The sequence below is a fragment of the Burkholderiales bacterium genome, from assembly GCA_023511995.1.
Lineage (GTDB): Bacteria > Pseudomonadota > Gammaproteobacteria > Burkholderiales > Thiobacteraceae > Thiobacter.
This window is the reverse complement of the sequence record JAIMAL010000011.1, coordinates 60,158-80,403: the sequence shown is the minus strand read 5'-3', so window position 1 is coordinate 80,403 and position 20,246 is coordinate 60,158. Positions and strand designations below refer to the sequence as shown.

Here is a 20,246-nt window from a genome sequence, read left to right as displayed (position 1 = left end):
TTTTTCTTCCCGGAGGAAGAGATTACTTCTTCTCTTCCGCGGGAGCGGCAGGAGCCGCAGCGCCACCCGCCGGAGCAGCCGGAGCGGCAGCGTCCCCGGCCGGAGCGGCAGGAGCGGCAGGAGCCGCAGCACCTTCAGCCGGAGCAGCAGGCGCCGGAGCAGCAGGCGCCGGGGCGGCAGGAGCAGGCGCAGCGGCGGGCGCTTCGGCGGGCGCAGCCGCTTCTTCTTTCTTGCCGCAGGCGGAAAGCGATACGGCCAGCAGAGCAGCGAGGAGGACGGAGTATTTCATTATGTTTCCCTTTAGCTAAAGTTAAACGAAAAGACAGAATCGGCCTTCAACTGCAGGATTTCCGACCGACGCGCGGAATTATAGCAAGCCCCCAGGAAAATGTAAGGGGATTGCCTTTGGACCCCCTTCCCTTTCACAGGCCCAGCACCGTGGCCGTGATCGCCGGCTGGGAGGCGTGCCAGATTTCGGCGAAACGCCGCGCCAGCGCCTCGGCCTCTACCGGTTCGTTGAGGCCCCAGCTGCCGCGGGCATGATCGAAATGGAAACGGTGCACGAAATGGAGCGCATCGGCCACCATGATGCTGTCGCAGATGCCGCGCGCCTCCGCTTCCGTGCGGTGGATGCTCACCGCATGACTGAATTGGCTGAGCAGACGCAAAAGCCGCGGGTGCGCGCATTCCACCGCGCGGATTTCGTGGAGCACGATCTCAAGGCGGCTATCCCGCGAGGCGAGAAGAAAGCGGCGTAGCGCATCGAAACGGGCCGGTTCATCGAAGCCCGCCCCGACGAGATCGCGGTCGAAAATACAGATGCGCCGGCGCGCGGCCGCCACCAGCCTGTCGATGGCGGCACGGTATTCGGAAGGCAGGGAAAATTGCCCCCGCAACGTCGCCATGCCCTCAGCCACGGCGGCTTCCCCCTGTGAGTGCACTGGTGGACCGGCCCCCGCTTGTCTTCACCCTCTTCGCGCGCGTGTCCAGCCCAGCGCGCTTCGACGCCGAGGGCAAAGGCGCCGCCGGCGCCAGGTAGCCTGCCCGGTACCAATCGTAGAGGAGATCGAAAAGTGCGTAAGGCGCCTCGTCCAGCCCATCCAGGCGACGGTTGTCGGCAAGCGGCACAAGCCACCTGCGCAGCACCGGCGAAACCTGTACCGCCTCGCCGTTGATGAACACCGTATTGTGGTAGATGAGCATGAGGCTTTTCAGGCTAAGGACGATGCCCCGGGTTTGCGCCAGCCCGGCGAAACGGCTGCGCCCCAGGGGACGCGGCGGTGCCTCGAAGAACACATGGGGCTTGGGCTCGGTGAGATAACGGCCGAGGAAATCGGCGACCTCCGCCCTGCCCCAGCGGATGGCGGCCAGCATGGCCTCCACCTTTTCCACCATGCGCGCTCCGATTGCCCCGGGATGACGGGGTACCGTGAGATCGGGGTCTTCGTACATACCCTCCACCTGGAGCTGTTCCTCCAGATAGGCGAGGAAATGGGTGATGAGTTCCTGCGCCGAAGGGGCACGGAAACCGATGGAATAGGTGAGACAGTCATCCAGCGCGACCCCGTAATGGGCGTATTTTGGCGGCAGGTAGAGGAGATCGCCGCAGCCCGCGGTCCACTCCGCTTCGGCTTGGAAACGTTGCAGGATGCGCAATGGTGCCCCCGGCAGCAGGGTGCGGTCCCGTTGCCCGCTGATCTGCCAGCGTTTGTGCCCGAGTCCCTGGAGCAGAAAAACATCGTAGGAGTCGAAATGGGGACCCACGCCTCCCCCGGCCGGCGCGAAACTCACCATCAGGTCATCAAGCCGCGCATGGGGAATGAAGGAAAAAGCCTGCAACAGGGCTTTGCCTTCCGGCAGCCACTGATCCACACCCTGCACCAGAAGTGACCAGCGGCTGCCCTTGAGACCGCGGAAATCCCTGGCGGACAACGGCCCCCGGCGCACACGCCAATGCCCCGCCCGCTCCACCACGAGCCGGGATTCCACCTCGTCGCGGGATGCAAGCTGCATTAGCTCGGCGGGGGTGACGAGGTCCTGAAAATCCGGGAAGGCGGCCGGCAGGAAAAGTGGCGCCTTCTGCCAATGGCGCGCAAGAAACTGGCGGGGCGACAACCCCTTGAGAAACGTGTACCTCATGAAGGCATTATAAGGGCGCCGGCGCACTGCACCCCTCTTCCTTGTTCCGGCCCGGAAATGGTTTAGAATGCCCGGAGGAATCTGGGCCGTGGTCGCACGTGGCCCATCAGGCAGGGGATGCTATGTTGCAGGCAGGAAGTACCGCACCGGATTTCGAACTTCCCGACGCGGACATGGAAATGGTCAGCCTCTCCGCCTTCAAGGGCAGGAAGAACGTCGTGCTCTACTTCTATCCGAAAGACGACACCCCCGGCTGCACCATGGAAGCCATCGAGTTCAGCGACATCGAGGACGAGCTCGCGAGCCTCGACACGGTGGTAATGGGGGTTTCCCGCGACGACTGCATCAGCCATGCCGCATTCCGCGACAAGCATGGACTGACCGTGCGGCTTTTGGCCGACACGGAAGGCGAGGTCTGCCAGAAGTATGGTGTATGGCAGGAGAAAGAGAAGGACGGAGTGAAAAAAATGGGTATCGTTCGCTCCACCTTCATCATCGACAAGAAGGGCATCATCCGGCACGCCCTCTACGGGGTCAACCCAAAGGGACATGCGCAGGAAGTGCTCTCACTCATCAAGGAACTGCAACAATGCAAATCGTGAAAGACTCCGTCGTCAGCCTGACCTATTCCCTCTACGACAGCCAGGGCAACCTGCTCGAGGAATCGAAAGAACCCATCAGCTACCTCCATGGCGGGTATGACAACATCTTCCCCCTGGTGGAAAGCAGCCTGCAGGGCAAACAGCCCGGCGACACCGTGACCCTTTCGCTGGCACCCGAAGATGCCTTCGGCGAATACGATGCCTCCCTGGTGCGCGTCGAGCCGCGCAGCGTCTTCCCGGTCACTGACATCCGGGTGGGCATGCAGTTCGAAGGCGGGGTGGAAGGTTCCGACGAGATGATTCTCTACACGGTCACCGACGTCACCGAGGACACCGTCGTGGTGGATGGCAATCATCCCCTGGCGGGCCGCAGTCTCAGGTTCACCTGCACCGTGACCGATGTGCGGCCGGCCACGCCAGAAGAAATCGCCCACGGCCATGTCCACGGGCCCCACGGCCACGACCATTCTTGAGTGAAGCGTGATGACGCCGGCTCCGCCGGCGTTTTCATTCCACCAGCTTGCGCAGGACGTAGAGGAGCTCCAGCGCCGCCTTGGGGCTTAACTCGTCGGGGTTCACCTCGCGCAGGCGTTCGAGCACCGGGTGCGGAGCCGGTTCGGGCCGGCTGGCAAAGAGATCCGGCTCTCCCCCGCGAGCCACGCTCTGGTTTTCCAGGTGCAAAAGGTAGCGCCGCGCCTGCTGGATGACGGCGGCCGGCACACCGGCAAGCTGGGCCACTTCCAGGCCATAGCTCTGGCTTGCCGGCCCCTCCTCCACCGCATGGAGGAAGACGATGCGATCCTTGTGCTTGACCGCCGACAGATGGACGTTGGCGATCTGCCGGAATTCCTCGGAAAGCCGCGTGAGCTCAAAGTAGTGGGTCGCAAAGAGCGTGTAACAGCCCACCTTCTCCACCAGATGCCGCGCCACGGCATGGGCGAGCGCCAGACCGTCGAAGGTGGAAGTACCCCGTCCGATCTCGTCCAGAAGCACCAGGCTCTGCCGTGTGGCGTTGTGGAGAATGTTGGCGGTCTCCGTCATCTCCACCATGAAGGTGGACCGTCCGGATGCCAGATCATCCGCGGCACCAATGCGGGTGAAGATGCGGTCCACCGGGCCGATCAGCGCGCGCTCGGCGGGCACGAAGGAACCGATATGGGCCATGAGCACGATGAGGGCCGTCTGCCGCATGTAGGTGGACTTGCCCCCCATGTTCGGCCCCGTAATCAGCAGCATCTGCCGCGTCGGTGACAGGCGGAGATCATTGGCGATGAAGTGGTCCACCTGTCTTTCCACCACCGGGTGACGGCCGCCTGTGATTTCGAGGCGTGGCGCATCGGTGAATTCGGGTGCCACGTAACCAAAGGCAAGCGCCCGGTCGGCGAAAGCACACAGCACGTCCAGTTGCGCCACCGCCTCGGCGAGGCGTTTGAGGCTTGCCACCTGCGGCTTCAGCTCCGCAACCAAGGCGTCGTAGAGCTGCCGCTCCCGCGCCAGCGCCCGCTCCCGGGCGGAAAGCGCCTTGTCCTCGAAGGCCTTGAGCTCCGGCGTAATGTAGCGTTCCGCATGTTTCAGCGTCTGCCGCCGCCGGTAGTCCTCCGGCACCCGTTCCGCCTGCGCCTTGCCCACCTCGATGTAGAAACCATGCACCCGGTTGTATTCCACCTTGAGGTTGGCAATGCCGGTGCGCGCCCGCTCCCGCGCCTCTAGTTCCAGCAGGAACTCACCACAGTTGTTGGCCAGTGCCCGCAGTTCGTCGAGTTCAGCATCCCACCCCTCGTTGATCACCCCACCGTCGCGCACGTGGCTGGCCGGTTCCGGCTGGATCGCGCGCGTGAGCAGCGCATGGAGTTCCTCCCGAGGCCTGCAGTCGGCGCGGAGTTCCACAAGCCGGGGACTGTCGAAGTTATCCAGAAGCCGCACCAGCTCCGGCAGCAGGGCGAGACTTTCGCGCAAGGCGGCAAGCTCCCGCGGGCGGACCGTCAGCAGGGCGATGCGGGATGCGATACGCTCGATATCCGCCATGCGGGAAAGCACCGCCGCAATGGGCGCCGGTCCCCATTCCACCAGGGCGCCCACCGCATCCAGGCGGGCGCGGATTTCCCCGCGATCCCGCAGCGGATGATGCAGCCAATGCCTGAGCAGCCGCCCGCCCATGGCGCAGCGCGTGGCATCCAGCACGGAGAGCAGCGTCGGCGAAGGTTCGCCGCGCAGGGTTTCCGTGAGTTCGAGATTGCGGCGCGTGGCCGGATCGAGGAGGACATAGGTCGCCGGCTGTTCCACCCGCAGGCCGGTGAAATGGGGTAGCGCCGCAAGCTGCGTCTGCCGCACATAGCCGAGGAGCGCCCCCGCCGCGCCCACCGCCGCCTCCATGCCCTGCACACCGAACCCCGCCAGATCGCGGGTGCCGAACTGCTGGGTAAGGAGGTGGCGGGCGCTGTCGGCGTCGAACTGCCAGGGAGGCAGCCGCTTCACCGCGGCGCGGGTGTTCACCGCCTTTGCCGTCTCCGGCAGGAGGAGCTCTGCCGGGCGCACACGCTCCAAAAGCGCCGGCAGTTCCGCCTCTTCGGTCTCCGCGAGCCAGAAGCGGCCCGCAGCGAGGCTCGCCCAGGCCACGCCAAAGCCGCCGGGACGGGGGTTGATGGCCATGAGGTAGGCCTCCTCGCGCTCATCCAGAAGACCGGCATCGGTCAGGGTGCCCGGCGTGAGGACGCGGGTGACCTTGCGCTCCACCGGCCCCTTGGCCGTGGCGACATCGCCCACCTGCTCGCAGATGGCAACCGACACGCCCAACCGGAGCAGCCGCGCGAGATACTGCTCCACCGACTGCACCGGCACGCCCGCCATGGGGATGGGCTGGCCGGCGGACATGCCGCGGGTGGTGAGGGTGATGTCGAGGAGTTCCGCCGCGCGCTGGGCGTCTTCGTAGAAAAGCTCGTAGAAGTCGCCCATGCGGTAGAAGAGCAGCGTGTCCGGGTACTCCGCCTTGATGCGCAGATACTGCTGCATCATGGGCGTGTGCTGGGCAAGGTTCGCCGCCATGCCCTTCACCCTTTCAGCTCACGCCCGATCACCTGCAGAAGCTGCGCGAACACCTTGGGATTGCCTCCCACCACGTTGCCCGTCTCCAGATACCGGTCCTCACCCTCGAAATCGGCGATGAGCCCGCCTGCCTCGAGGATGAGGAGGGCACCCGCGGCCATGTCCCAGGGTTTGAGCCCTGCCTCGAAAAAGCCGTCATAGCGTCCCGCCGCCACATAGGCGAGGTCCAGTGCCGCCGAGCCCGGCCGACGCAGGCCCGCGGTCTTCGGCAAAAGCTCGGCGAAAATGCGGAGGTAGTGGTCGCGGAAGGAAAAATCGCGAAAGGGGAAGCCCGTGCCGACGAGGGCTTCCTGGAGTTTCGCCCGGCGGCTCACGCGCAGCCGGCGATCGTTGAGGAAGGCACCGCGCCCCCGGGTGGCGGTGAAAAGTTCATTGCGGGTGGGATCGAACACCACCGCCTGGGTGATCACGCCCCGGTGGCTCAAGGCGATGGACACCGCATAGTGGGGAAAGCCGTGGAGGAAATTGGTGGTGCCATCCAGGGGATCAATGATCCACACGTATTCCGACTCCCCTTGGGCGCCGCGCTCCTCTGCTAGAATCGCGTGGCCCGGATAAGCGCCCAGCAGCGTTTCCACGATCGCCTCCTCGGCGGCGTGATCCACTTCGCTCACAAACTCGTTCGGGCTCTTGCTGCGGACGGTGAGGATGTCCAGGTCCTGGGAGGCGCGGTTGATGATGCTGCCGGCACGACGCGCAGCCTTCACCGCGATGTTGAGCATGGGGTGCATGGAAACCTTCGTCCTGTCTGGCGTGGGCAAAAGCGGTGCGCTTTCACCCCACGCAGGTGAAAAGAGCAAAGGCGTCATTCTAAAGTGAATCCGCAGCCGGAGAAACCCGCCGCAAGACCCGCCGCCGCAAGACCCTTGGACCGCGTGCGCGTGGTGCTGAGCCGGCCGCTCCACCCGGGCAACATTGGTGCCGCCGCGCGGGCGATGAAGACCATGGGCTTGACGGAGCTCGTGCTGGTGGCGCCGGCGAGCTTCCCCCATCCCCAGGCCCGGGCGCTTGCCGCCGGTGCCACGGATGTCCTGGACCGGGCGCGCGTTTTCGCTACGCTGGGCGAAGCCGTAGCCGACTGTGTGTTGGCGGTGGGGCTCACCCGCCGCGAACGGGAATTGGGCCCTCCGCCCGCCACCCCCCGTGAAGCGGCGCCGGAACTTCTGGCTCTGGCCGAACGGGGCCCCGTGGCCCTGGTTTTTGGCAATGAGACCTTTGGGCTTGCCAACGAAGAGCTTCTTTACTGCCAACGCATCATCACCATTCCCGCCAATCCCGCCTACCCTTCCCTCAACCTGGCAGCGGCGGTGCAGGTCATGGCCTACGAGCTCCACCTTGCCGCGCAGGAAGGGGAAAGCACATTGGAAAGCCCCCCGGAACGGGTGAGCGTCGGCGAAATGGAATACTTCTACCGTCGCCTCGAGGAAACCCTGATCCAGGTGGGCTTTCTCGACCCGGCCCACCCGAAACGCCTCATGCCGCGGCTGCGCCGGCTCTTCAACCGTTGCGGCCTGGAAAAAGAAGAGTTGTCCATCCTGTTGGGGATGCTCAAACAGTTCAGTCGCAAGGGTGAATGAAAGTGGACTGTTTTACTCAACTACCCTATAATAGACATCGACCTCTGGAAAAGCCCCATTCCCGAGACAGGGGCAGGCACATGGGGAAGGCCCGTGTTCAAGCATCTGCGTGAAGACATCGCCGTCGTTTTCGAGCGCGATCCGGCGGCGCGCTCCACCTGGGAGGTGCTCACCACCTACCCCGGGGTGCACGCCCTCCTCATCCATCGGCTGACCCACCGCCTGTGGAAGGCGGGCTTCAAGTGGCTCGCCCGCTTCATTGCCCACCTGAGCCGTTGGCTGACGGGGATCGAAATCCACCCCGCGGCGGTGATCGGCCGCCGGGTCTTCATCGACCACGGCATGGGCGTGGTGGTGGGGGAAACGGCGGAAATCGGCGATGACTGCACCCTCTATCACGGTGTCACCCTGGGGGGGACGACGTGGAAGAAGGGCAAGCGGCATCCCACCCTGGGCAAAGGGGTGGTCATCGGCGCCGGCGCCAAGGTGCTGGGGCCGATTCAGATCGGCGACGGGGCGAAGATCGGCTCCAATGCCGTGGTAGTCAAGGACGTCCCCGCCGGCGCCACGGCGGTGGGCATTCCGGCGCGCATCCTGGACAGCGAGCGGGACAAGCAGCGGGCCGCCACCGCCGAGAAAATGGGCTTTTCCGCCTATGCCATCAGCCAGGACATGAACGACCCCATGGTCAAGGCCCTCCACGCCATCCTGGATCACCTCGCCACCAGTGACCGTCGTATGGATCTGATTTTCAAGACTTTACAGGAGATGGGGGCGAAGCTGGACAAGGAAGCGGTGCCCACCGACCAGTTCGATGTGAACTATTTGAACAAAATAGTTGACTAAAATGCTCGGGTACGGTAGCTTTAAGCCACTGCCCGGTACGGGCACCATCTGAAGTCAGATCAACGGGGAAACTGCCATGAGACTCACGACCAAAGGACGCTTCGCAGTGACTGCCATGCTGGACCTCGCCCTGCGCGACGGGAGCGGACCCGTCACCCTGGCCGGGATCAGCGAGCGGCAGAAAATTTCTCTCTCCTATCTGGAGCAGCTCTTCGGCAAGCTGCGCCGCCATGCCCTGGTGGACAGCGTGCGCGGCCCGGGCGGGGGCTATACCCTGGCGAAGAGCGCGGCGGAGGTATCCGTGGCGGACATCATCCGCGCCGTGGACGAGCCGGTGGATGCCACCCAGTGCGGTGGTCTGGGAGACTGCCTGGATGGGGAGCGCTGCATGACCCACGAACTGTGGACCAATCTGAACCGCCATATCTATGACTATCTGGAGTCGGTCACCCTGGCCGATCTGGTGGCCAACCAGAAGGCACAGGCGGCGAAGGTGGCGGTCATGCGCGACAACCGCCAGGATTCCGACAATAAGGCGGCCGTGGCCTGAGGGGCGACGGCAGGCATGGACGCAGGCACAAAGGACGAATCGATATGCTGAAACTTCCCATCTACCTGGACTACTCGGCGACCACGCCGGTGGATCCCCGTGTCGCGGAGAAGATGATTCCCTACCTCACGGAGAAATTCGGCAATCCGGCCTCGCGTTCCCATGCCTTTGGCTGGGAGGCGGAAAAGGCCGTGGAACATGCCCGCGAGCAGGTCGCCTCGTTGGTCAATGCCGATCCCAAGGAAATCATCTGGACTTCCGGTGCCACAGAATCCAACAACCTGGCGCTGAAGGGCGCCGCCCATTTCTACAAGGGCAAGGGGCGGCACATCGTCACCGTGAAGACGGAACACAAGGCGGTCCTCGATACCTGTCGCGAGCTGGAACGCCAGGGCTTCGAGGTCACCTATCTCGCCCCCGAGCCCAATGGGCTGCTTGACCTGGAAAAATTCCAGGCGGCCCTGCGCCCGGACACCATCCTCGCCTCCGTGATGTTCGTCAACAACGAGATCGGCGTCATCCAGGACATCGAAACCCTGGGGGAAATCTGCCGCGAACGGGGCGTCATCTTCCACGTGGACGCGGCCCAGGCGACCGGCAAGGTGGCCATCGACCTCGCCCGGCTGAAGGTGGATCTGATGTCTTTCTCCGCCCACAAGACCTACGGGCCGAAGGGCATCGGCGCCCTCTACGTGCGGCGCAAGCCGCGTATCCGGCTGGAGCCGCAGATGCACGGCGGCGGTCATGAGCGGGGGCTGCGCTCCGGCACCCTGGCCACGCACCAAATCGTGGGCATGGGCGAAGCCTTCGCCATCGCCCGCGAGGAAATGGCTAGCGAGAACGAACGCATCCGCAGACTGCGCGACAAACTCTGGAAGGGTTTGAGCAAGATCGAGGAAGTCCATGTCAACGGCGACATGGAACGCCGTGTGCCGCACAACCTCAACGTGAGTTTCAGCTACGTGGAGGGCGAATCGCTGATCATGGCCATCAAGGACGTGGCGGTCTCCAGCGGTTCTGCCTGCACCTCGGCAAGCCTGGAGCCGTCCTACGTGCTGAAGGCGCTGGGGCGCAGCGACGAATTGGCGCACAGCTCGATCCGGTTTACCATCGGGCGGTTCACCACCGAGGAAGAGATCGACTACACCATCGATCTGGTTAGCCGCAAGATCGCCAAACTCCGTGAACTCTCCCCGCTTTGGGAGATGTACAAGGAGGGCATCGATCTCAACTCCGTCCAGTGGGCTGCCCACTGAACCCAACAAGTCAGATAGCAAGCGAAGGAGCGAGTCATGGCATACAGCGACAAAGTTCTCGATCACTACGAAAACCCGCGCAACGTGGGTTCCTTCAACAAGGATGACGAGTCGGTGGGCACCGGCATGGTGGGCGCCCCCGCCTGTGGCGACGTCATGAAGCTGCAGATCAAAGTCAACAAGGATGGCATCATCGAGGACGCCCGCTTCAAGACCTACGGCTGCGGCTCGGCCATTGCTTCGAGCTCGCTCGTCACCGAATGGGTGAAGGGCAAGACCCTCGATGAGGCGCTGCAGATCAAGAACACCCAGATTGCCGAGGAGCTGGCGCTGCCGCCGGTGAAAATCCACTGTTCCATCCTGGCAGAGGACGCCATCAAGGCGGCGGTGGCGGACTACAAGCGGAAACACGGCCTGGACACCACGCCCCAGGAAGCCGCGGCCAACGAGTGAAGCCATTCACGGGGGAAAGCACCAAATGGCCATCACCTTGACGGAAAAAGCGGCAAACCATGTGAAGAACTTCCTGGCCAAACGGGGCAAGGGCGTGGGCCTGCGGCTGGGCGTGCGCACCACCGGCTGTTCCGGACTGGCCTATGTACTGGAATTCGCCGACGAGGTGCGTCCCGAGGACCAGGAATTCGAAAGCCATGGCGTGAAGGTGTACGTGGACCCCAAAAGCCTGGTCTATCTCGACGGCACCGAGCTCGACTATGCGCGCGAGGGGCTGAACGAGGGTTTCAAGTTCAACAACCCCAACGTGAAGGACACCTGCGGCTGCGGCGAATCCTTCAACGTCTGAGCCTTCCTCGCGACACTCGCGCCACGCCGGCAGGCCCGTGGGCGAGCCCGCCCCTTGAGGGGTGAAGCTTTCGCCCAAGCCGCGCAGGAAGCACGGCGCCCCGGCGCAGACACACCGGTACCCATGATCGATTTCTCCCGCAATTACTTCGAGCTCTTTGGCCTGGCGCCGGCCTTCGCCATCGATGGCGCGCGTCTTGAGCAGGCCTTTCGCGACCTGCAGGCGCAGGTGCACCCGGACCGCTTTGCCCACGCCACGGAGACGGAAAAACGGCTGTCCATGCAGTGGGCCACCCACATCAACGAAGCCTACCAGACCCTGAAGAACCCCGTTGCCCGGGCGCGTTATCTGCTCTCCCTGCACGGCGTGGACACGGCGGAGGAGACCAACACCGTCATGCCGGCGGACTTTCTCATGGCCCAGATGGAATGGCGTGAAGCCATCCAGGAGGCGCGGCAGGCCGGCGAGATCGGCGAGCTCGATCATCTGGCGGGCAAGCTCCGGCGGGAAATGCACGCCCTGGAAGACGAACTTGCCCGCGACATCGACGAAGCGCACGATTACGTGCACGCCGCCGCCACCGTGCGTAAACTCCGCTTTTTGGAAAAACTCCGGGAAGAAATCCACGCCGCCCTCGAAGCCCTGGAAAGCTAGCCCGCAAAGGACAAGCCATGGCACTGCTGCAGATCGCCGAACCCGGCATGAGTACCGCGCCCCACCAGCACCGGCTGGCGGTGGGCATCGACCTGGGCACCACCAATTCCCTGGTGGCCACGGTGCGCAGCGGGCTCGCAGTGGTGATCAACGACGAGCAGGGCAGAAGCCTGCTGCCTTCGGTGGTGCGCTATTTTCCGGACGGCAGCACCGAGGTGGGTTATGAGGCCCAGATGCACCAGTGCGCCGATCCGAAGAACACCATCGTCTCCGTCAAGCGCTTCATGGGCCGGGGTCTCAAGGACATTCCCCATGCCCATGAGCTACCCTACCAGTTCGTGGATGCGCCGGGCATGGTGCAGTTTCGCACCGTGGCCGGGGTGAAAAGCCCGGTGGAGGTGTCGGCGGAGATTCTCAAGGTGCTCCGCCGCCGCGCGGAAAAGGCCCTGGGTGGTGAGCTGGTGGGCGCCGTGATCACCGTGCCCGCCTATTTCGACGATGCCCAGCGGCAGGCCACCAAGGATGCAGCGCGGCTGGCCGGCCTCAACGTGCTGCGCCTTCTCAACGAGCCCACGGCGGCCGCCGTGGCCTACGGCCTGGACAACGCCTCGGAGGGCATCTACGCCGTCTATGACCTGGGTGGAGGCACCTTCGACATTTCCATCCTACGGCTAGAGAAGGGCGTATTCGAGGTGCTCGCCACCGCCGGCGATTCCGCCCTCGGTGGTGATGATTTCGACCGCCGCATCTACTGCTGGGTGCTGGAACAGGCCCACCTGTCCGCCCTCAACGCGGAAGACAACCGGCTGCTTCTGACCAAGGCGCGGGAGGTGAAGGAGGAGCTCACCTTCCACCCGGAAACCCGTTTCACCGCCGTGCTTTCCACCGGCGAGACGGTGGACCTCGTGCTCACCAGTGAGCGCTTCGCTGAACTGACGCGCAGTCTCGTGCAGAAGACCCTCATTCCCGTGCGCAAGGCGCTGCGGGATGCGGGCCTCACCCCGCAAGACATCAAGGGCGTGGTCATGGTGGGCGGGGCAACGCGCATGCCACCGGTGCAGCGCGCCGTAGCCGAATTCTTCGGCCAGGAACCCTTAAACAACCTGGACCCCGACAAGGTGGTGGCCCTCGGGGCGGCCATTCAGGCCAACATCCTCGCCGGCAACAAGGCCGACGACATGCTCCTCCTCGACGTGATCCCCCTTTCCCTGGGCATCGAAACCATGGGGGGGTTGGTGGAGAAAATCATCCCCCGCAACTCACCCATCCCCATCGCCCGTGCCCAGGACTTCACCACCTTCAAGGATGGCCAGACCGCAATGAGCTTCCACGTGGTGCAGGGGGAACGGGAGCTGGTCAGCGAATGCCGGTCGCTGGCCCGATTCGAGTTGCGCGGCATCCCCCCCATGGTGGCGGGCGCGGCACGGGTGCGCGTCACTTTCCAGGTGGATGCCGACGGCCTGCTGTCGGTCTCGGCCCGGGAACAGACCTCCGGGGTGGAGGCGGCCATCACGGTCAAACCCTCCTACGGCCTCACCGACGAGGAGATCACCCGCATGCTCACCGCTTCCCGCGAGCATGCCGCCGATGATATGCTGGCCCGGGCGCTGCGGGAGCAGCAGGTGGAAGGCCAGCGCATTCTCGAGGCGGTGCAGTCCGCCTTGGCCGCGGACGGGGCAACCCTCCTCGACGAGGCGGAGCGAGCGACGATCGAAGCCGCCATGGAAAACTTGCGCACCACCCTCGCCGGCGAAGACCACCGTGCCATCAAGGCCGCCATCGAGGCCCTCAACAAGGCGAGCGAAGGCTTCGCCGCGCGGCGCATGGATGCCTCCATCCGCAAGGCGCTGGCCGGCCAGAAACTCGCCGACATCCGCACCTGACGAAGAACCATGCCGCAACTGATCGTTCTGCCCCACGAGGAAATCTGCCCGGAAGGCGCCGTCATCGAGGCGACACCGGGCAAGACCATCTGCGACACCTTGCTTGAGAACGGCATCGAGATCGAGCACGCCTGCGAGAAGTCCTGCGCCTGCACCACCTGCCACGTGATCGTGCGGGAAGGCTACGAATCCCTGATCCCTCCCACCGAACAGGAGGAAGACCTGCTGGACAAGGCCTGGGGGCTGGAGCCCACCTCCCGCCTGTCCTGCCAGGCCATCATCATGAGCGACGATCTGGTCATCGAGATTCCCAAATACTCCATCAACATGGTGAAGGAAGGCCGCTGATGAAATGGACCGACGTGCGTGACATTGCCATTGCGCTGGCCGAGACCCACCCCGACGTGGACCCGTTGTCCGTGCGCTTCACCGACCTCCACCGGTGGGTGATGGCGCTGCCCGGCTTCGACGACGACCCCAACGCCTCCAACGAAAAAATCCTGGAAGCCATCCAGATGACCTGGCTGGAGGAAAGCCAGTAACCCCCTCCCCCCGGACCCCACCCCCGCCCAGACCACAATATCTTGTGTTTTTCCCCCAAGTGATACACTATAGCTCCGTTGGGGGACGGGGATGGCCGAGGAAAGCGACGTAGAACGGACCGAAGCGGCAACGGCCAGGCGCATTCAGCGTGCGCGGGAGGAAGGCCAGGTCGTCCGCTCCCGGGAGCTTTCCACCTTCGTGGAACTGCTCACCGCGGTGGGGGTGTTGATGCTCCTGGGCGACCATTTCCTCGCCAAACTGGCCCGCCTGATGGAAAGCGGCTTCACCCTGGACCGCGCCAGCATCTTCGATCCCCGGCTCATGCTCGTCCGCCTCTACGGCCAGTTCGTGGACGCCCTTTTTGCCTTCCTGCCCCTCATCGCCCTGCTGCTGGTTGCCGCCCTCATCACGCCGCTTTTGCTGTCCGGCTGGAACTTCACCTGGAAGCCCCTCGTGCCCAATTTCGCCCGCCTCAACCCGGTGGCGGGACTGCGGCGCATGTTCTCCCTCACCGGCCTCATGGAGCTCATGAAGGCGGTGGTGAAGAGCCTGCTCATCGGTGGGGTGGCCGTCTGGGCCATCTGGCAGTCCCTGGACAGCCTCTTTGGCCTGCCTGCTGAGCCGCTGGGGCAGGCGCTGCGCCATGTGGGCAGCCTGGTGGGGTGGACCGCGCTCATGGTGGTCGGTGCCTTCGTCTTCCTGGTCATCGCCGACGTGCCTTTCCAGTTGTGGGACTACGCGCGCAACCTGCGCATGACCAAGGAGGAGGTGCGCCAGGAGATCAAGGAAGCGGAGGGCGATCCCCAGATCAAAAGCCGCATCCGTGCGCTGCAGCGGGAGGCGGCCCGCCGTCGCATGATGGCGGAGGTGCCCAAGGCCCAGGTGGTGGTGACCAACCCCACCCGCTTCGCCGTCGCCCTGCGTTATGAGGAAAAGCGCATGGCGGCGCCGCAGGTGGTGGCCAAGGGCGCCGCCCTCGTCGCCCAGCGCATCCTGGAGCTGGCGGAGGAACATCGTGTGCCGGTGGTGCAGGCACCGCCCCTTGCCCGCGCCCTCTACCGCCACGCGGAAATCGGTGAGGAAATCCCGCAGCGCCTCTACACCGCGGTGGCCCAGGTGCTGGCCTACGTGTACCAGCTGCGCCAGGGCGCTTCTCCCCCCGAACCGCCGCGGGATCTGCCCGTGCCCCCCGACATGGACCCGCTGGCCGCTGAGGAGGCCGGGCGATGAACGCGCGCGCCGGCAGCCTGGATTGGACGGGCGGCATCACCCTCACCCGCCTGGCGGGGCCGCTGCTCGTGGTCATGATCCTGGCCATGATGATCCTGCCCCTGCCGCCCTTCCTCCTCGACGTGTTGTTCACCTTCAACATCGCCTTGGCGATGATCGTTCTCCTCATCAGCCTGTATGTGATGCGGCCGCTGGATTTTTCGGTGTTTCCCACCGTGCTGCTGCTCACCACCCTGTTGCGCCTCTCCCTCAATGTCGCCTCGACAAGGGTGATCCTGCTACAGGGCCACACCGGCGCCGATGCGGCGGGCAAGGTGATCGAGGCCTTCGGCCATTTCCTGGTGGGCGGCAATTACACCGTGGGGCTGGTGGTGTTCGTCATCCTCGTCATCATCAACTTCGTCGTCATCACCAAGGGCGCGGGGCGGATTGCCGAAGTGGCGGCGCGCTTCACCCTCGATGCCATGCCGGGCAAGCAGATGGCCATCGACGCCGACCTCAACACCGGCCTCATCGGCGAGGAGGAGGCGCGCCGGCGGCGCGCCGAAGTGGCCCGGGAGGCGGAGTTCTACGGGGCCATGGATGGTGCCAGTAAGTTCGTGCGGGGGGATGCCGTGGCCGGCATCATCATCATGGTGATCAACGTCGTCGGCGGCCTGCTGGTGGGGGTCTTCCAGCACGACCTGTCCCTCGCCCAGGCGGCCAACAACTACACCCTGCTCACCATCGGCGACGGCCTGGTGGCGCAGATTCCGGCTCTCATCATTTCCACTTCGGCGGGCATCGTCGTCTCCCGCGTCTCCGCCGAGCAGGACATGAGCGAGCAGCTCGTGCAGCAGATCTTCCAGCGCCCACAGGTGCTGATGCTCACCGCCGCCATCCTCGCCTTCCTCGGCATCATTCCCGGCATGCCCCACGTGGCCTTCCTGCTTCTCGCCGCTGCCTTGGGGGCGCTCGCCTGGTATCTCGGCCGGCGGGAGGAGGAAGCCGCCGCCCGCGAAGAGCAGATCCCGCCAACGCCGGCGCCGGAAACCCTGGAAGTGAGCTGGGACGATGTGCAGCCGGTGGACGCCCTGGGGCTGGAAGTGGGCTACCGCCTCATCCCCCTGGTGGACCGCAGCCAGGACGGCGAGCTTTTGCGGCGCATCCGCGCCATCCGCAAAAAATTCGCCCAGGACTGGGGCTTTCTCGTGCCCCCGGTGCATATCCGGGACAACCTGGAGCTGCGTCCCAACGCCTACCGCATCACCCTCAAGGGGGTGGAAGTGGGAAGGGGCGAGGCTTTCCCTGGCCAATTTCTCGCCATCAATCCCGGGCGCGTCCTGGGCACGCTGCCCGGCACCCCCACGCGGGACCCCACCTTCGGGCTTCCCGCGGTGTGGGTGGAGGCCAGCCTGCGGGAACAGGCGCAAACCTACGGCTACACGGTGGTGGATGCCAGCACGGTGATCGCCACCCATCTTTCCCAGGTGATGCAAAGCCATGCCGCGGAGCTCCTCGGCCGCGAGGAGGTGCAGCAGCTCCTCGACCACATCGCCAAGGAATCCCCCAAACTGGTGGAGGAAACGGTGCCCAAGCTGGTGTCCCTGAGCACCCTGCAGAAGGTGTTGCAGGGGCTCTTGGAGGAAGGGGTGCACATCCGCGACATGAAGACCATCCTCGACACCCTGGCCGATCACGCCCCCCGCACCCAGAACGTGGACGACCTCATCGCCGCCGTGCGGGTCGCCTTGGGCCGTTCCATCGTGGCCGGTCTCTTCCCCGGCACCGACGAGCTGCAAGTGATCGCCCTCGAGCCCCAGCTGGAACAGCTGCTGCTGCAGGCCACCCAGGTGGGCGAAGGTCAGGGACCGGGACTGGAACCGGGTCTTGCCGAGCGACTTCTCACCCGGACGCGCCAGGTGGTGCAGCAGCAGGAAGCCCAGGGGCTACCACCCGTGCTTCTGGTCCCGGCGCCGCTGCGGCCATTGCTGTCCCGCTTCCTGCGCCGGGTGGCGCCGCAGCTCAAGGTACTGTCCCACGCCGAAATTCCCGACACCAAGACCGTCAAGGTCACCGCCGTTTTGGGAGCTAGCGCATGATCGTGAAAAAGTTTTCCGCCCCCACCACGCGGGAAGCCCTGCGCCAGGTGCGCGACGTCCTCGGACCCGATGCCCTGATCCTCAGCAACCGGCCGGTTCCCGGCGGTGTGGAGATCATGGCCGTGGCCGAAGCGGATGTGGCCTCCCTGACCGGCGCCGTGCCCCCCTCGCGCCCTGCCGCCCGTCACGAGATTCCAGGCGTCACCGTGCCCCGCGCGCCGGCGGAAAAGCCCGCGCCACCGGCCAATGAAGCCGGCCCTTCCCCGACGGCGCAGCGCCCGCCAACGGCATCCCCGGCTCCGGAGGCCGTGGTGCAGAGCCTGGTACAGGAACTGAAGACCATCCGCATGATGCTGGAAGGCCAGCTTGCCGGTTTCGCCTGGAGCGAGCTCAAGGGCCGGGAGCCCTTCAAGCTGGAAGTGATGCGGGCGCTTCTGGCTGCGGGGTTCAGCCCCCTGCTTGCGCGCCAGTTGGTGGAGGCGATGCCGCGGGAACTCGACTACGAACGCGGACTGCGTTGGGCCAAGCTGGCATTGCAGCGTAATCTGCACTGTGTGGGCGCCGGCGATGACCTGATCGAGCAGGGCGGCGTCTATGCGCTGGTGGGCCCCACCGGCGTGGGCAAGACCACTACGGTGGCGAAGCTTGCCGCGCGCTCTACGCTCAAGCACGGGCCTTCACGCCTGGCCCTGGTCACCACCGACACCTACCGCATTGGCGCCCACGAACAGTTGCGCATCTACGGCAAGATCCTCAACGTGCCCGTTTTTTCCGTGAAGGACGAAACCGACCTGCAACTCACCCTGGCCGACCTCGCCGATCGGCATCTCGTCCTCATCGACACCGTCGGCATGAGTCAGCGCGACCGTCGCATCGCCCAGCAGATTGCCATGCTCTGCGGCCGCGGTCGCGAGGTGAAACGCCTGCTTTTGCTCGCTGCCACCGCCCACGGCAGCACCCTCGACGACGTGGTCACCGCCTACCGCGGTCATGGCATGGCCGGCTGTATCCTGACCAAGGTGGATGAAAGCTTAAGCCTCGGGCCCGTTCTGGATGTGGTCATCCGCCACCGGCTCACGGTGCACTTCCTCACCAATGGGCAGCGGGTCCCCGAAGACCTGCACCTCGCCCATCCCGGCTACCTCATCGACCGGGCTTTCCGGCCACCGCGGGAAGACCCCGCCTTCACACCCCGTGCGGAGGAGTTTCCCCTGGTTGCGGCGGCCGCCCTCTCCGTCGCGGAGGAAGGGGAAAACGCCATCCCGCAAACCTGGTAGGACAGGCCGCCGCAATGGGGCCCTTCGCCCACGATCAGGCAGAAGGTCTGCGGCGCCTGCTGCAACCGGATTTTTTGCGGGTGATCGCCTTCTGCGCCGCGCGGGAGGGAGTGGGGCGCACCGCCTTGGTGGAAAACCTCGCCCTCACCTTAGCCCGCCGCGGCCGCCGCGTGCTGGTGCTCTGCGATGCCCCTGAGCCACCGGTCGAGGAGGTCGCCCCACCGCCCCGCCATGACCTCACGACGGTGCTGCGGGGACAGAAGCGGCTCGCCGAAATCGTGCGTCATGGCGGCGAAGGCATCGGCTGGCTTGTCCTGGGGCAGGCCATGGAAGGCCTTGCCCGCCTCGATGCAAGCAGCCAGGAGGCCCTTGCCGCAGAGTTCGCTGCGCTGGCGGAGGCCACCGATTTCGCGCTGCTTCTGCCACGCGCGGGGGAAACCGCCTGTGCCCTGACACTCGCAGCGCAGGAAATTGTGCTCGTCACCACGCCAGAGGCCAGGGCCATCACCCTCACCTACGGCCTCCTCAAACGCCTCGCCCAAGGCTTTGCCTTGCGCCGCTTCCATCTGGTGGTGACGAAAGTCAAGGCTGGTTTGGACGGGCAGGCCATTTATAATAACCTTCAGCACACGGCCGGCCGCTTTCTCGGTGTGCGCCTCGACTGGCTGGGGAAGCTTGCCGCCGATGCGCAGGTGGGAAGGGCGCGGCGCCTGGGCCGCGGCGTGGTGACCGCGTTTCCCGACAGTGTCGCCACACAGGATTGCCGCGCGCTGGCGGAAGCCATGGAGGCATGGCCCCGTCCGGAGGGGGAGCTGGGCAGAGCCGAAAGCCTCTTTCACCGGCTGGTGACGGCAAGCCGGCTGGCAACGCTCTAAGGCGCCTGAGCGGCCGACAAGGGAGGCACCCAGCCGGCCGCTTTGGGAGCTCCCCGGGCTTTGCGCACCTGCCGGAAGGTTCCTTTGGGGCGGCTTCATTTGAGGTTTTCAGTTTGAAAAAAGAGGAATACGTCGAGAAATTCGCCCCGCTGGTCAAACGCATCGCCTACCATCTCATGACGCGTCTGCCGGCGAGCGTCCAGGTCGACGACCTCATCCAGGCCGGGCTGATCGGCTTGCTCGATGCCGCCGCCAACTACGATGGCACCCAGGGCGCGCAGTTCGAAACCTATGCCGTGCAGCGTATCCGCGGCGCCATGCTGGATGAGCTGCGGCATGCAGACTGGCTGCCGCGCACGGTGCGCAAGAATCTGCGCCAGATCGAAGCCGCCATCAGCAGACTGGAACAAAAGCTCAGGCGTCCCCCCACAGAAGCCGAGGTGGCGGCGGAACTGGGCGTCTCCCTTGCCGACTACCAGCAGATGCTCCTCGACGCGCGCGGCCACCAGCTCGTCTATTACGAGGACCTACAGGAAGCCGAAGGCGCCGATTTCCTCGAACGCCACCACGCCACCGACAGCGATGATCCCCTCCGCATGGTGGAAGACCGCGATTTCCGCCGGCAGCTCATCGAAGCGATCAAGGGCCTGCCGGAAAGGGAGCGCCTGGTCATGGCCATGTATTACGAACAGGACCTCAACCTGCGGGAGATCGGCGAGGTGCTGGGCGTGACGGAATCCCGCGTCTGTCAGCTGCACACCCAGGCGGTGGCGCGGTTGCGAGCGCGGCTGCGCGAATGGATCGAACCCCGCCGCTGACTTCCCCATGT

At 65.0% G+C, this 20,246-nt stretch carries 21 protein-coding genes; 17 read left to right on the top strand and 4 right to left on the bottom strand.

Annotated features, from left to right (window positions below; genetic code table 11):
* Positions 1 to 422: 422 nt before the first annotated feature.
* Positions 423 to 917 (bottom strand): hypothetical protein, encoded by a 495-nt coding sequence (locus tag K6T56_07535; protein MCL6556193.1) that lies wholly within the window; start codon positions 915 to 917, stop codon positions 423 to 425.
* Positions 910 to 2,139, bottom strand: a complete 1,230-nt coding sequence (locus K6T56_07530) for a cupin domain-containing protein (GenBank protein ID MCL6556192.1) — start codon at positions 2,137 to 2,139, stop codon at positions 910 to 912. Before K6T56_07530 ends, K6T56_07535 begins: the two co-directional genes overlap by 8 nt.
* 122 nt (positions 2,140 to 2,261) lie before the next feature.
* On the opposite strand from K6T56_07530, the gene K6T56_07525 reads away from it, so the two are divergent.
* On the top strand, positions 2,262 to 2,741 hold the full coding sequence (locus tag K6T56_07525; protein MCL6556191.1) for a peroxiredoxin: 480 nt from the start codon (positions 2,262 to 2,264) through the stop codon (positions 2,739 to 2,741).
* On the top strand, positions 2,729 to 3,214 hold the full coding sequence (locus tag K6T56_07520) for a peptidylprolyl isomerase (protein ID MCL6556190.1): 486 nt from the start codon (positions 2,729 to 2,731) through the stop codon (positions 3,212 to 3,214). The genes K6T56_07525 and K6T56_07520 overlap by 13 nt, the downstream gene beginning before the upstream one ends.
* Positions 3,215 to 3,248: 34 nt before the next feature.
* Here K6T56_07520 and mutS read toward each other — a convergent pair whose 3' ends face one another.
* Positions 3,249 to 5,783 carry a DNA mismatch repair protein MutS gene (mutS, locus tag K6T56_07515; protein MCL6556189.1) on the bottom strand — a complete coding sequence of 845 codons (2,535 nt, stop codon included), beginning with the start codon at positions 5,781 to 5,783 and terminating at the stop codon, positions 3,249 to 3,251.
* Positions 5,784 to 5,788: 5 nt separating this feature from the next.
* Entirely contained in the window at positions 5,789 to 6,574 is a 786-nt protein-coding gene (locus tag K6T56_07510) for an inositol monophosphatase (GenBank protein MCL6556188.1), read from the bottom strand.
* A 135-nt stretch (positions 6,575 to 6,709) separates the two neighbouring features.
* Here K6T56_07510 and K6T56_07505 point away from each other — a divergent pair, with 135 nt between their 5' ends.
* The 15 genes from K6T56_07505 (at position 6,710) to K6T56_07435 (ending at position 20,235) form a co-directional block, all read left to right on the top strand.
* Positions 6,710 to 7,420: an RNA methyltransferase gene (locus tag K6T56_07505; GenBank protein ID MCL6556187.1), complete on the top strand. Its 711-nt coding sequence runs from the start codon at positions 6,710 to 6,712 to the stop codon at positions 7,418 to 7,420.
* A 93-nt stretch (positions 7,421 to 7,513) separates the two neighbouring features.
* The gene (gene cysE, locus K6T56_07500; protein MCL6556186.1) at positions 7,514 to 8,266 is read left to right on the top strand and encodes a serine O-acetyltransferase; all 753 of its coding nucleotides are present in this window, start codon (positions 7,514 to 7,516) and stop codon (positions 8,264 to 8,266) included.
* 76 nt (positions 8,267 to 8,342) lie between these two features.
* On the top strand, positions 8,343 to 8,816 hold the full coding sequence (iscR, locus tag K6T56_07495; protein ID MCL6556185.1) for a Fe-S cluster assembly transcriptional regulator IscR: 474 nt from the start codon (positions 8,343 to 8,345) through the stop codon (positions 8,814 to 8,816).
* A gap of 44 nt (positions 8,817 to 8,860) precedes the next feature.
* The gene (locus K6T56_07490) at positions 8,861 to 10,072 is read left to right on the top strand and encodes an IscS subfamily cysteine desulfurase (protein ID MCL6556184.1); all 1,212 of its coding nucleotides are present in this window, start codon (positions 8,861 to 8,863) and stop codon (positions 10,070 to 10,072) included.
* A 36-nt stretch (positions 10,073 to 10,108) separates the two neighbouring features.
* Positions 10,109 to 10,525, top strand: a complete 417-nt coding sequence (gene iscU / locus K6T56_07485) for a Fe-S cluster assembly scaffold IscU (protein ID MCL6556183.1) — start codon at positions 10,109 to 10,111, stop codon at positions 10,523 to 10,525.
* 25 nt (positions 10,526 to 10,550) lie between these two features.
* Positions 10,551 to 10,874, top strand: coding sequence for an iron-sulfur cluster assembly protein IscA (gene iscA, locus K6T56_07480; GenBank protein ID MCL6556182.1), 324 nt, complete (start codon positions 10,551 to 10,553; stop codon positions 10,872 to 10,874).
* A gap of 123 nt (positions 10,875 to 10,997) precedes the next feature.
* Positions 10,998 to 11,528, top strand: a complete 531-nt coding sequence (gene hscB, locus K6T56_07475) for a Fe-S protein assembly co-chaperone HscB (GenBank protein MCL6556181.1) — start codon at positions 10,998 to 11,000, stop codon at positions 11,526 to 11,528.
* Positions 11,529 to 11,545: 17 nt separating this feature from the next.
* Positions 11,546 to 13,411, top strand: a complete 1,866-nt coding sequence (hscA, locus tag K6T56_07470) for a Fe-S protein assembly chaperone HscA (protein ID MCL6556180.1) — start codon at positions 11,546 to 11,548, stop codon at positions 13,409 to 13,411.
* Between the two features lie 9 nt (positions 13,412 to 13,420).
* Complete coding sequence (gene fdx, locus K6T56_07465) at positions 13,421 to 13,759, top strand: ISC system 2Fe-2S type ferredoxin (protein MCL6556179.1); 339 nt, start codon at positions 13,421 to 13,423, stop codon at positions 13,757 to 13,759.
* A complete protein-coding gene (gene iscX, locus K6T56_07460) occupies positions 13,759 to 13,953 on the top strand; it encodes a Fe-S cluster assembly protein IscX (GenBank protein MCL6556178.1) in 195 nt (64 codons plus the stop codon). Before fdx ends, iscX begins: the two co-directional genes overlap by 1 nt.
* A 91-nt stretch (positions 13,954 to 14,044) precedes the next feature.
* Complete coding sequence (gene flhB / locus K6T56_07455) at positions 14,045 to 15,184, top strand: flagellar type III secretion system protein FlhB (protein ID MCL6556177.1); 1,140 nt, start codon at positions 14,045 to 14,047, stop codon at positions 15,182 to 15,184.
* The gene (gene flhA, locus K6T56_07450; GenBank protein MCL6556176.1) at positions 15,181 to 17,265 is read left to right on the top strand and encodes a flagellar biosynthesis protein FlhA; all 2,085 of its coding nucleotides are present in this window, start codon (positions 15,181 to 15,183) and stop codon (positions 17,263 to 17,265) included. Before flhB ends, flhA begins: the two co-directional genes overlap by 4 nt.
* Positions 17,262 to 18,542, top strand: a complete 1,281-nt coding sequence (gene flhF / locus K6T56_07445) for a flagellar biosynthesis protein FlhF (GenBank protein ID MCL6556175.1) — start codon at positions 17,262 to 17,264, stop codon at positions 18,540 to 18,542. The genes flhA and flhF overlap by 4 nt, the downstream gene beginning before the upstream one ends.
* A 14-nt stretch (positions 18,543 to 18,556) precedes the next feature.
* On the top strand, positions 18,557 to 19,417 hold the full coding sequence (locus K6T56_07440; GenBank protein MCL6556174.1) for a hypothetical protein: 861 nt from the start codon (positions 18,557 to 18,559) through the stop codon (positions 19,415 to 19,417).
* Positions 19,333 to 20,235 (top strand): RNA polymerase sigma factor FliA, encoded by a 903-nt coding sequence (locus tag K6T56_07435; protein ID MCL6556173.1) that lies wholly within the window; start codon positions 19,333 to 19,335, stop codon positions 20,233 to 20,235. The genes K6T56_07440 and K6T56_07435 overlap by 85 nt, the downstream gene beginning before the upstream one ends.
* The last annotated feature ends 11 nt before the right edge of the window (positions 20,236 to 20,246 follow it).